The sequence below is a fragment of the Pandoraea commovens genome (assembly GCF_902459615.1).
GTDB classification, from domain to species: domain Bacteria; phylum Pseudomonadota; class Gammaproteobacteria; order Burkholderiales; family Burkholderiaceae; genus Pandoraea; species Pandoraea commovens.
The window spans coordinates 233,224-246,239 of record NZ_CABPSA010000005.1; the positions used below are offsets into that span (position 1 = coordinate 233,224).

Genomic DNA, 13,016 nt, shown 5'->3' on the forward strand with positions numbered 1-13,016 from the left:
TTCATGGCCCGCGCCTGACGCCCTTCGGCTCGGTCACTGTGCCGAGCCGCACACGGGCGTCTGTGCGAGCAATGCAGGCCATCGCGCAGCCCACTCGCCGTCGTGCGAAAGGCCGGAGACGACAACCGTCTTGACGCACTTCCCACCGACAGCCGCCGCATAGCGCTTCTCGACGTCCGGGGGCACCACAGTGTCCTGTTCGCTGCTGAAGTGGATCTGAGGTATCGTCGCGACTCGCGTTGCAACGTCGATCGGATTGAGCGACGCCGGCATCGCCGACACGTTATGCATGCGGTTCACATACTCGACATCGAGATTACCGGCGACCGTCCGAAGCGACGCGACGTCCTGTCGTCGGGCGGCAATCAGCGCGACAATCGCGCCACCGCCGGAATAGCCCACGAGCGCCAACCGCTGCCCGGGCGCGCGCGCCGCCATCTTTCCAACGGCCTCGTTCATTGCGTCGATGACGTCCGGCGCAAAGCGCTTGCCGGTCCAATACTGCACCCCGCATGCCGGATTCAGTGCCATTGGCGTGAACTGACAGGGACGCGCGAGATACACCACGTTGGGCGATTTATCGGCCGCCGCAAGGGCGAGCCCCGTCGCAGCGACGGGCGTCGGATCGAGCGACGGCTCCGTTCGCGACAGCCACGCCAGTCCGTCGCCTTCGATATAGACATTCACCGGCGCGTCGGTCTTCGTGATGCGAGAGAACACCGTCAGCACGAACGGTCCGCCCGTCACCGTCTCACGACGCAAACCCGCCGGGTCGGCCAACGCCTGAGCGTGGGCATCGCGATCGAGGCTCGCGCAGCCTGACATCAGCACGGTGGCAACCAGACACGCGAACCCACCGAGCAAGGCCTTAATTTGCATCCTGCAACTCCACACCACGTCGTTGCGCGACAAAGGCGGCGAGCGCCCGCCCCATCCGATCAATCACAGGCCCCCACGCTGCGCGCTCGGACTGACGGAACAGTGTCATCCCCGGATACCACGGCGAATCGTCGCGACCGAGCAACCAGCGCCAGTCGGGTACAAACGGCAGCAGCACCCAGACCGGCCGCCCCATCCCGCCGGCCAGATGCACGGGGGACGAATCGACCGAAATCAGCAAATCTGCGAGATGCAAAATGGCGGCGGTGTCTTCGAAGTCACGGATCTCGTCGCTCAGCGACACCATCGTCATGCCTGCCGGCGGCGTTTGCGCCTGCGACGAAGCGGGTCCTTTCTGGATCGAGAGGAACGTTGCACCGCTCGCGCCGAGCGGCCCAAGCTGATCGAGAGATACGGATCGGTTGCTGTCGTTCACATGCTCCGGGCGTCCGGCCCAGACTGTTGCGATCCAAGGCCGGGGAACGTCGGCCAGACGCGCGCGCCAATGGGCGATGCGCTCGGGATCCGCACTGAGATACCCGACATCGCCGGGCAAATCGGTGAGTTTGAGGCCCATCGCCATCGGCAGGCTCATCAGTTCGCAATGCTGGTCGAAGGTAACGGGCAGCGTGCCGCGTCCGACAATATCCACCTCGCCCCACATCCGGCGGGCAATCGACAATGTTTCGGGATTCACTTCGAAGATCACCCGCGCCTGACTGCGCTCGCGCACCCACCGCGCCATGCGCATGAACTGGAATGTATCGCCATATCCCTGCTCATCGTGGATAAGCAACGTCTGTCCCGGAATCGGCTGACCGTCCCAACGTGGACGCTGGACTTTGCGCTCAATCGATTGCGTATGTTCGAGGCTGTAGCGATAGCGGTACTCTTGCCAGCCCCGCTCGAAATCGCCCAGCAGAAGCAGGGATTCGGCCAGATCGAACCGGTTGGACAAATCACCGGGGACCTGACGCGCGAGCATCGCCAGCACGTCACGGCCAGCCTCGGCTTTACCCTGTGCGCGCAAGGCCATCGCGAGCAGACGCCAAATCGACATGGGCGCAGCGCCCGCCGCCACGACATCGCGCAGCAGCGCCTCTGCGCCTTCGAAATCCTGCGCCGCAATGCGTTCGGATGCCGCTTGATGAACGGATGCGTGATCGTGCAACGTACCCGCCTGCGATACCTGCGACGCCTGCGCGTCAGGTGCCCCGGCGGCGTCACGTCTCGCAATATCCGCTTCGACCGCCGCCAGCGCGGCCTGCACGTTGGTGCTTTGGGGCAGTAACCCGATGGCGGCTCGCGCGCTGACGAGCGCTTCGTCGAGGCGTCCGACCAGACGCAGCACGCCCGCTCGTGCCACCAACGTCGAGGGATGCTGCGCAGCGAATGCCGACATCACTTCCACGACCTGCAACGCAGCCGCAACATTGCCGCGCGAGAGTTCGATATCGGCCAGATTCCGATAAGCGTCGACAAAGTTGGGCGCCAGTTCAATGGCCCGGCGCGCCAGTCCCCCCGCCTCGTCGAAACGTTTCTGCAAGCTCAACAGCGACGCCAGATTACTCAGCGTATCGGCACGCCGGGGATCGATTTCCAACGCGCGGCGATAATGCGCTTCGGACACGTCGAAACGTCCCAGCAGTCGTGCGGTATTACCCAGATTGTTCTGCGCGTCCGCCGATCCCGGTTGGAGATCCCCCACACGCGTCAGACACGTCAGGCTTTGTTCGAGCTGACCGGATTCCTGCAATGCGATGCCCAGATTGTTCCATCCGGGCGCGAACGCGGGATCGATCTCGACGGCGCGACGCCCCGCCGCCACGGCATCCGTCAGACGCCCCGCCTGACGATACATCTCCGCCAGATCCGACCAGCATGCCGCATGCACACCCGGTGCCCGGCACGTGGTTGTCAGATGCTCGATCGCCATGTCGCGCTTGCCGTAAGCATGTGCCATCAGGCCAAGGAGATAGTGCGCGTCGGGGTGTTCAGATGAGGCATCCAGTACACGTCGGCACAACATTTCGGCCTGTGCCGCCTGTCCGGCTTGCCAATGGGAATTCGCCAGCGCAATCGCTTGCGCAAAAGTGAGCGTCCCGGCAGCAGCGGGCGACGACGACGCACCGTGAGGCGACGGGGAGGAGGGGGCGGAAGACATCGGATGACGTTCGGGAAACTCGGGAAGCCGTGGGTACTGCGCGATACTTCCACGGCGGTCGCAGCCATGTCAATGATTGCGACCGCCGATACCGTCTGAAGGTGTCAGGCGATCAGAAGCGCTGCTGCACGCGCACGATGCCCGTGTGCGACACGAAGCCCGACCCCACTTGCAGATCGTAGCGAACGGACGCACTCAGATTGTTCGCCCGCATCAGCGTCACACCCAGCGACATTTCGGCCAGATCCGACACCGGGGTCGCCCCCACCGTCGTGAAGCCGGTTTGCCCGGTCGGGTCTGCGGCAAAGCTCGCGCCCGTGGTCTGACGCGTGCGGTTGTACTCGTGCACCCAGCGCAGACCAAGCTCCGGCGTCCACGTGCCCGACGAGGTCTCGAACGGCATGGCAATCTTCGCGCCCAGAGCACTACGCACCGAACTGCTGCCCGCACTGCTGACCGACAAGGCCGTACCGTTGCCACCGGTTTCCGTGTAGCTGTTCTGATTCAGGTAGCTGTACGTGATGCTCGCGAGCGGGGTGACGATGGCACGGCCCAGCGCAAGCGGCCAGCCGAATTCGGCACTGGTTGCGTACTGCTGACCGTTGAAATTGCCGTTGGCCGCGCCACTGAAGCCCTGCATCGAAACCAGACGCGTCGAGTTGTAACGTTGCAGCACGACCGAACCCGTCAGGTTCACGTACCACGGCTCACCCGTGTAGGCGGCATAACCGATCAGGCCATAGCCGTTGACGCTGGTCTGATTGCCCGACGTACTCCCATCGTTATTGATGACGGTGCGCGAGAACTGGAACGCACCGCCCGCGCGCACGCGATCGCCGAACGCACGGTCGGCCCCCACCAGCAGGCCCCCATAGTTGGCGCTGTAACCGTCGACATTCTCGCGAGCATTCTGGCTGGAGTGACCGCCGAACGCCTGGCCCCACACGCCCCAGTTGGCCGCGCTGTCGCCGGTCGCCACACCCGTGCCACCCGCTTGTGCCACACGCAGACCGTTGACGTGCGAGTTCACGAGGTTCATCGAACCGAACGTCGCAGCACCGGCTGCCCGCGCGTTCTGCGCGGGTGCGAGCTGCTTTCCGACGCGGTTGGCCGAATCGGCCGAACGGTCGCTCAGCGAGCCGAGCGTGGCGTTGAACAGATTGAGCAACTGCGGATCGCTCACACCGGTGTAGCCCAACAATCCGCGCAGGGCCGACGTCGCGTTCGGTGCCGACGCGATCGTCGCGTTCGTACGCGGATCGAAGGCTGGCAAGCCGCCGTTGTTACCGTTCCCGGCTTCGGGGTTGCTGCCCGTGCCACCGGCATTGCCCGAGTTGCCCGAGTTACCCGTATTGCCGCCGTTGTTGATACCGCCGTTGCCGCTGCCGTTGTTGGCACCGGTGCCGTTGGCCAGCGTCACCACCAGATTCTTGTGTGAACCGTTTGCTACCTCCGCACCGCTGGCGTCTAGCGTCGTCGAACCATTGACGCGATACACCAACGAGCTGGCGTTGTAGTTCGCCGTTCCTGCCGTATCGATCACGACATAGCGCTGACCGGCGGCAAAGTTGTAGCCCAGCGATTGCAGCGCCACGCTCGACCCGGCGGCAAGCGTCGTATTACCGCTCACCACGAGGCGGCCATACCCGCTGTCGGTCGCCGGATCGCCAGTGGTCACGGCATTGCTAGCCACGCCGATTTGCAGCGTTGCGCCTGCGGACTGCGCGTAGTTACCCGAGACCTGAATCGCCTTGTTGATCTGCAACACCGACGCTTCGTTGTATGCAGTGCGCGTGCCAGCCAGATCGAAGTTGTTGCCCACAACGAGGTTGCCGCCGTTAAAGCGCACGTCGGCATTGGTGCTGACGATCGTGCCGCCATACGTTGGGCCGAAGCTCGTGATCGTGCCGAAGGTGCCATCCGTTGCACCGGCAATGCGCAGATCGTTCGGCGAGCGGTTGATGATCCATCCCGCAATCGTGCCCGCGTTGTTGATCTGACCGATCGACGACGAGACGCTCTGGTTCGAGATAGCGCCGCCCAAACCGGTGATGAGACCACCGGAAAGGTTATTGATGACGCCGATCGAATTCGCGTTGTAAATCCCGTAGTAACCGGCCGTCAGCGTACCCGCGTTGTTGATCTGGCCGATCGTGCCCCCGGTGCTCACACCGTTCGCCGTCCCCCAGTCGTTGTTGATGCCCGTCGAATAGCTCGTGTCCGTCGCCTTGATGCTGCCACCGGCGAGGTTGTTGATCGTGCCGATGGAACCACCGTAGTTGCCTACACCGGCAAACTGACCGACCACGGTGCCGCTATTGGTCAGCGTGTCGAGCGTCGTGCGCGGCGAGACGTTGCCCGACGGCAGGAGCATCAGGCCGGTGTAGCCGCTGATCAGACCACTGTTATTGATCGAACCGATCTGCCCGGTGTTCGCCAGCCCCACAATCGTCGACGCCGTCGGGGCCGCCGAGATGGTGCCGGTATTCACAACCGACGTCAGAACACCGGCATTAATCACGCCGAACCGGCCGCCGGTGATCTGTCCGGAGTTCTCCAGACGCGTCAGCGCGGTCACGCTGTTCACGCCAGCCATGTTGGCCGAAAGCAGCGTGCTTTTGTTGAGCAACGTGCCGATGACACCGCCGTTGTAGATCGCCGAATCCGTCGCACCGGTCGCATGAATCAGGCCGTTGTTCTCGACGCGATCGATACTGCCGCCATTGGTTCCGACGGACAGCGCGGAGGTTCCGGTCAACGTGCCGTTGTTCGTGAGCGTGCCGAGCGAACCGTTGATCGATCCGTAGGTCGTGCCGGAGATCGTCAGGTTGGCGCCATCGTAGGCCCAGTCCGGCGTGCCGGTTGCCGTGCCCGGCGTCAGCGGCCACGTGCCAGCGATGGTCCCGATGTTAGCCGGTGCGAAGATCGTCACCACGAGATCGGTGTTACTGCCGTTACCGACCTTGGCACCGCTGGCCGCGAGCGACGGATAACCGTTCACGGCATAGCGCAGCGTGCCTTCGTTGTAGATGGCCGAACCCGCGGTATCGATCACCACGTAGCGCTGACCCGCCGCGAAGTTATAGCCCAGCGATTGCAGCGCAATGCTCGATCCCGGCGCAATGTATGTGTTGCCCGAGACGAGCAGACGGCCGTAGCCGACATCCGTCAGCATGCTGCCCGTCGCCAACGCGCCGTTGGCCACGCCGATTTGCAGCGTGCCCGCGGCAGCCTGCGAGTAGTTGCCCGCGACACGAAGCACGTTGTTGATCTGCAGCACCGACGAATCGTTGTACGCCGTGCGGGTGTTTGCGAGATCGAAGTGATCGTCCACCACCAGCTTGCCGCCGTTGAAATGTACGTCGGCGTTCGTGCTGACAATGGTGCTGGAATAAGTGGGGCCGAAACCGGTCAGCGTGCCGAACGTGCCGTCGGTCGCACCGCTGATGTACAGATTGTTTTGCGAACGGTTGATGATCCAGCCCGCAATCGTGCCCGCGTTGTTGATCTGGCCGATCGACGCCGTCGGTGCCTGATTCGAAATCGCACCGCCAATCCCCTTGATCACGCCACCGGCAAGGTTGTTGATCGTGCCAACCGCAGCATCGTTGTAGATGCCGTAGTAGGCGCCCCAAATCGTGCCCGCATTCTTGATAAGGCCGATGGTGCTCGAAGCGACGTTGCTCACCGCAGCGACGTCCGCAGTGAGGCCACCGGTGGCGAGAATCTGGCCGCCCACCTGGTTGTCCAGCGTGCCGAGATAGGCGTTGCTGTTCAGCACGCCCTTGTTCGATCCGGTGATCGTGCCGCTATTAGTCAGCGTGCCGAGCGTCGCATTGGCCAAACCCGTCTTGCTTGAGATCAGGCCGTAGTAACCGGAGATCAGCCCCGTGTTCGTCAGCGCGCCGAGCTGCGCCGAGTTCAGCACGCCGTAGGCGTTGGCTGCCTGAATCGTGCCGGAGTTGAATACCGAGGTGAGCGTGTTGCTGTTGTTCAGCCCCTGCAACGCACCGGTCACGGTGCCCGAGTTTTCGAAGCGGGTGATCGTGCCGCCATTGCTGACGCCACCATAGGCCGCCGTCGACACAGAACCGCGATTGACCAGCGTGCCGATGGTACCGCCGTTGTAAAGGCCCGAGCTGGTGTTGCTGGTCGCGGCGATCACACCGTCGTTCTCGACAAGACCGATGTTGCCCGCCGAGGACGTCGAGAGTGCATAGGCGCCCGTCAACGTACCCGAGTTCGACAGCGTGCCCATGTTGCCCGTGATGGTCGCGAACGAGGTGCCTGCTATCGACAGGTTCGTGCCGTCGTAAGCCCAGTTTGGCGACGACGAAGGCGTACCGGCCACCAGCGTGTCCGTGCCGCCCATCGCACCCACAAAAGGCGCCGTTACCGTCACGACCAGATCCTGGTGCCCGGAAACCGGCAGGCTTGCACCGCTGCCGGAGAGGTACGGGTAACCATTGACGACGTAACGCAGCGTGCCTTCGTTGTAGGTCGCGGACCCCGCCGTATCGATCACGACAAAACGCTGGCCCGCTGCGAAGTTGTAGCCCAGCGACTGCAATGCGATGGTCGAGCCCGGGGCGACGGTCGTGTTGCCCGTCACCTTCAGATAGCCGTACCCGGCGTCGAGGCCAACGTTGCCCGTCGTGACGGCACCGTTGCCCACGCCAAGTTGCAACGTGGCGTTGGCACCCTGTGCGTAGTTACCAAAGATGTAGATCGGCTGGTTGACCTGCAACACGGAGGCATCGTTGAACGCCGTGCGCGCGTTGCCCAGATCAACGATGTCGTTCAACAGGAGGTTGCCTCCGTTGAAATGCACATCTGCCAACGGACTGGCCAGCGTACCGACGACCGAACCGCCGAAGCCCGTCAGCGTACCGAAGGCCGTGCCCGTCGCACCGGCAATCGACAGCGCCTGCGAGCCGTAATACAGAATGCTGCCAGCAATGGTGCCAGCGTTGTTGATCTGACCGATCATGGCGTCGGTCGACTGGTTCGAAATCGCCGCCGTCGGTCCGGTAATCAGACCGGACGCAAGGTTGTTGATCGTGCCGATCGAATCGGTGTTGTAGATCCCGTAGAGGCCACCCGAAATCGTACCGGCGTTGTTGATCGCACCAATCGTGCCGCGATAGTCCGTGCCGCTGACCGCGCTGGCATTGGAAAGCCCAATGCCGATGATGGTATCTGTGCCGGTAATTTGTCCGCCACCGAGGTTCTCGATGGTGGTGATGGCCGTGCCATTGTTGGAGATGCCTTTTTCCGTTCCGGCGATCGTGCCGCTATTGAGCAGAGTGCCAAGCAGCGGATTCGGCGCGCTGCCCTTGACGGCAGCGACCCCGAAAATGCCCGAAATGCGCCCGCTGTTGCTCAGCGTGCCGAGTTGCGACTGGTTGAGTACGCCATACCCGGCCGTCGCGCCAATCGACCCGCTGTTGATGGCCTCCGTCAACGTACCCTGGTTGTTCAGCCCCTGAAAGAACCCGGTGATCGTTCCTGTGTTCTCAAACCGGGTCATCTGACCGCCGTTGCCGATCCCGGCAAACGTGCCCGTCGTCACCGACCCGCGATTGACGAAAGTGCCGATGACGCCGCTGTTGTACGAGCCCGAGTTGCTACCTGCATTGATCGAACCGGTGTTCTCGACAAGAGACACGTTCGCTGCAGCAGAGAACGACAGCGCGTACGCACCGCTCATCGATCCGGCGTTCGAAATGGTGCCGAGGCCACCGGTGATCGTCGCGAACGTCGCGGGCAACGCGCCCGAGATCGTCAGGTTGGTTCCGTCAAAGGCCCAGTTCGGCGACGTAATCGTGTCCGGCGAGCCGGAGAAGAGTTGCGTCACACCGTCCATCGTGGCGACCGGCCCGGGCACGGCAAAAACCGCCCCTGCGTTCATCGACGCGACCGCCACAGCCGCAACGGCAGCGGCCTTGCGCGCACGGCGACGGTCGACGGAGCGCGACTTGCCGCCGTGGCCGCTCGCCACTTCGGAAGCCACCTGATACATGCCGAGACTGGCACTCCACACCACGCGGTAGATGTGATTCATTTGATCCCCAGGTTCTGATTCTTATGGTTACTTGTCATGCAATCGATGCACGAATAACGGAATTCGGCACCGCTTCCCGGGCAATACACTCGTGCAGACGCCAATACACGAACGCTTCGCCGCAAGCGGCGAAGTGCTTCGATGTCGATCAGGCGGAAATGCGGACGAGAGCGCGTCGGGATAGCGACGCAACTACGCTGCTATAGCGCTAATGGAGGAGATGAGCCCGTTCGCCCGATGAGCGACGTGGTTGAACGACCTGTGCGAAACACAGATGCACCGTTGCGGCGAGAAGCGGTACGAACCATTCGGACTACCCCGGTATTTTTTGCAAGCCGACTGCGCTTGTTATTTATCGTAATTTTTGATCAAGCGAATCCTTTCATACGCTTACCCGACTGTCAATCGATAAACGCCACAACTCAAAAACACCATTGATTTCAATGAATTTGTTTTGACTCCATGCAATAGACAAGCATCACTATCGCACCGACTATTTTATTAGAGTTATAAAAATTTATCATTTTTCAGGCAATTCAATGACTTATCTCACATTAACTTGCTTTGCATACCGACATACATTCCATTAACGCTTACGGATAACTTACATCGCGGGTGTCACTATCCGATTTTGACGATACGACGACCCGGCACGGCCTGGCCGCCAGCGAACCCATACGCATTGGGCTAAACTCATTGGCGTTTGCGGCACCTAGGCCGCGTTTTCCGGGAAGTCACGCATGAGCACGAACATCGAATCCATCGCCGTCAATCGCAATGACGGCGCCGCCGCCTCGCTGGGCGATTACGCAGGCAAGGTGCGTCTGGTTGTGAACGTCGCGTCGAAGTGCGGTCTGACGCCGCAATACGAAGGGCTGGAGCGTCTGTATGAAGACAAACGCGCCGCAGGCCTGGAAGTGCTGGCGTTCCCCGCCAACAACTTCAAGGGTCAGGAGCCGGGCACCGACGCCGAGATCCTCGACTTCTGCACCACGCAATACAACGTCACCTTCCCGCTGTTCGCCAAGATCTCGGTGCTGGGCGACGACCGTCACCCGCTGTACAGCGCACTGGTCGACGCCAAGCCGGAAGCCACCGGCGAAGGCCCGTTCCGCGAGCGTCTGAAGGGCTTCGGTGTCGAGCGCGACAACCCCGCCGACGTGCTGTGGAACTTCGAGAAGTTCCTGATCGGCCGCAACGGTCAGGTCGTGGCCCGCTTCTCGCCGGACGTCAAAGCCGACGACCCGCGTCTGGTCGCCGCCATCGACGCCGAACTCGCGAAGTAATTACGCGTGCGCGCCGCGTAAAAACGCAAAAGGGGGCGATGCGCTACGCATGCCCCCTCATGCCGCGTCGTTTCCCCCCGGATTCGACGCGCTGCTACAACTCTCTGCCCATACTTAGCGCTTGGCCGTATCGGTCATGAACTTGCCGGTCGGCGCTTCACCACCCTTCTTCTGGCGACGCGTATTGCCGTCCAGCCCGCCATCCACCGCCCACTCGGCGAACACCGTCGGCCCCGGCTCGAAATCGCGCGGCTGCCATTCCGGCGTCAGGATGTCCTCGTCGGCGTAATACTCGATGAGCGCGCCGCACGGATTCTTGAAGTACCAGAAATACGCCGACGAAATCGGGTGACGGCCCGGCCCCAACTGCGTTTCCCAGCCGCAGCGGTCGATGTGCATACCGCCGCCGAACACTTCGTGGATGTCGCGCACAGTGAACGCCACGTGATTCAGCCCGCGCTTGCCATTGGGCAATGCCAGCAGGAACAGGTCGTGGTGGCCGCCGTGCGGCGCGCAACGCATGAACGCGCCGCGATCCGGATAACGGTCCGACAGCTCGAAACCGAGCTTGTCCTCGTAGAACTTCTGCGTGGCGGCGAGCGCGTTCGTGAAGAAGACCACGTGGCCGACTTCAATCGGCTGCGCACGCTCGTACACCGGACTCGGCGTATTCACGCGCTGTGCAGGGCGTCCCCACGGATTCGTCGGTGCGCCCTGCACGTCCAGCGCGCGCTTGGCAGTCACTTCGACCCGAACAGCCAGACCGTTCGGGTCGATGCAGCCCGTCGCACCTTCTTTGAAGTAGTAGCCCGGCTGATCGGCAAGACGGTCGGCGATGGCAGCCACTTCGTCTGCGCTCGTCACGCCCCACGTCACTTCGCGTAGCGTCGGCCCTTCCTCCATAGCGGGCGGCAACGACGGATCGTCGTGACGCACGGCAAGCACACGGCCGCCGTTAAGCGTTTCGAAGCGCACGCCATTAGCGTCGGCGGCGACCTCAGTCAGGCCCCAGTCGGCCAGAAACCGGCGGCAGGTGTCGAGGTCGGTGACCCCGTAGGTAATTTGCTCGATGCCCAGAATCGTCATGACAGTCTCGGGAAAATCGGAAGTCTTGAATAAATGGAGGGAGCGCTCAGAGATCAAGCGTCAGACGCTCACCCTTGCAACCGGACACGCAGATCATCATGACCTTGTTTTCAGCACGCTCGGACGCGCTCAGCACCGAGTCGCGGTGATCGGGGCAGCCGTCGAGCACGCGGGTTTCGCATGCACCGCAAATACCCTCCATGCAGCTATGTTCAGCGTCGATGCCCGCCGCCAGAAGCGTGTCGAGCAGCGTCGCGCCGGCGGGCACGGCAAGCTCCTTGCCGGACTTCGCAAGCTTTACGACATAGCCCGACGACGTCGCGGGCGGCGGCGCGTCCGGTGCGGCGGCGAAGCGTTCGGTGTGAACATTAGCGATGCCCACTTCGGCACACGTGGCTTCGAAGGCATCGAGCATAACGCCCGGGCCACAGCAATAAGCATGCGTGCCCGTCGGCTGATCGGCCAGAAACGCCGCGAGCGACGCAGGCTTACCGTCGTGCTGATCGTCGAAGTGATAGGTGACATCGCCACCGAGCGCATTCAACTCTTCGACGAACGCCGCTTGCGGCGCCGTGCGCGCGCAATACATCAGCTTGACACTTTGACCGAGCGAGCGCAGACGCCGATACATGCAGAGAATCGGCGTCACGCCGATACCGCCTGCGACCAGCACCGAATGCACCGCCGTCTCGTCCAGTTCGAAGTGATTGCGCGGCGCCGAGATCTCTAGCGTCATGCCGACGCGGAAGTTGTCGTGAATGAAGCGTGAGCCGCCGCGACTCTTCGGGTCGGCCAGAATGCCCAGCACGTAGCGGTTTTCCTCACCCGGCGTGTTCACCAGCGAGTAACTCCGCACCAGCCCGCTCGGCAGGTGCAGATCGATGTGCGCGCCGGGCGTGAATTCCGGAAACGGCGTGCTGCTGTCCGCCGCAGGCACGAGTTCGATGCTCATGATGCCCGCCGCCTCATAACGAAGCGTGCGCACCATTGCCGACAGGGTTGACTTGCTCATAACGCCGCTCTCTGATGTTGCTGATTTTCTTGAGGTCCGCCCGGCTTAACCTGCGATGGCCGCGACGGACAAATCGATGTCGAGACGCGCAAACGCCTCGATCTCCACACGCAGTTCCGGAAACACCAGACCGCTGACCGCGACGAGCGTCGAGCACGGATACGCGCCGCCGTTCGCCGCCACGTCCGCAAAGAACTCGCGGCGGGCGCGACCGACTTCGTCCTTATCGGCGATATCGGTCACGTACACCACAAGCTTGTAGACGTTCGCCAGTCGTCCGCCACCGGCCTCGACCAGCGCGCGGATCTTGCCGAGCACCACCAGCGTCTGCTCATAGGTCGTGAGTGGTTTTTCCGCATCGCGCGTGGCCGGATGCGCGGTCATGCCCGACATCAGGATTTCGTTGCCGCACCGGATGCCGTTGCTCCACGTCGCCGTCGCGAGATCGGGCACGGATTGCGCACGAATGCGTTCGGCTTTGATGGCGGAAGGGTTTTGCATGATCGCGTCCATGAGGTTGCCGAG

Annotated in this window: 7 protein-coding genes; 1 reads left to right on the forward strand and 6 read right to left on the reverse strand. The window is 62.5% G+C overall.

The features are described 5' to 3' along the window. Positions 1 to 33: 33 nt before the first annotated feature. The 3 genes from PCO31010_RS16295 to PCO31010_RS16305 form a co-directional block, all read right to left on the reverse strand. The gene (locus tag PCO31010_RS16295; protein WP_150665164.1) at positions 34 to 879 is read right to left on the reverse strand and encodes an alpha/beta hydrolase; all 846 of its coding nucleotides are present in this window, start codon (positions 877 to 879) and stop codon (positions 34 to 36) included. Further along, on the reverse strand, positions 869 to 3,043 hold the full coding sequence (locus PCO31010_RS27205) for a tetratricopeptide repeat protein (RefSeq protein ID WP_150665165.1): 2,175 nt from the start codon (positions 3,041 to 3,043) through the stop codon (positions 869 to 871). Before PCO31010_RS27205 ends, PCO31010_RS16295 begins: the two co-directional genes overlap by 11 nt. Positions 3,044 to 3,155: 112 nt before the next feature. Then, on the reverse strand, positions 3,156 to 9,107 hold the full coding sequence (locus PCO31010_RS16305) for an autotransporter domain-containing protein (RefSeq protein WP_150665166.1): 5,952 nt from the start codon (positions 9,105 to 9,107) through the stop codon (positions 3,156 to 3,158). A 740-nt stretch (positions 9,108 to 9,847) separates the two neighbouring features. Between PCO31010_RS16305 and PCO31010_RS16310 the strand changes: the two genes are divergently transcribed. Then, positions 9,848 to 10,393 carry a glutathione peroxidase gene (locus PCO31010_RS16310; protein ID WP_150665167.1) on the forward strand — a complete coding sequence of 182 codons (546 nt, stop codon included), beginning with the start codon at positions 9,848 to 9,850 and terminating at the stop codon, positions 10,391 to 10,393. A 114-nt stretch (positions 10,394 to 10,507) separates the two neighbouring features. Here the strand turns inward: PCO31010_RS16310 and PCO31010_RS16315 are convergent, their stop codons facing one another. Genes PCO31010_RS16315 through PCO31010_RS16325 form a run of 3 tightly spaced genes read right to left on the reverse strand, consistent with a single transcriptional unit; the run spans position 10,508 to position 12,992 of the window. After that, positions 10,508 to 11,479: a VOC family protein gene (locus PCO31010_RS16315; protein WP_150665168.1), complete on the reverse strand. Its 972-nt coding sequence runs from the start codon at positions 11,477 to 11,479 to the stop codon at positions 10,508 to 10,510. Positions 11,480 to 11,525: 46 nt separating this feature from the next. Continuing rightward, positions 11,526 to 12,491, reverse strand: a complete 966-nt coding sequence (locus PCO31010_RS16320) for a PDR/VanB family oxidoreductase (RefSeq protein ID WP_150665169.1) — start codon at positions 12,489 to 12,491, stop codon at positions 11,526 to 11,528. A 45-nt stretch (positions 12,492 to 12,536) separates the two neighbouring features. Beyond that, a complete protein-coding gene (locus PCO31010_RS16325) occupies positions 12,537 to 12,992 on the reverse strand; it encodes a Rid family hydrolase (protein ID WP_150665170.1) in 456 nt (151 codons plus the stop codon). Between the last annotated feature and the right edge of the window lie 24 nt (positions 12,993 to 13,016).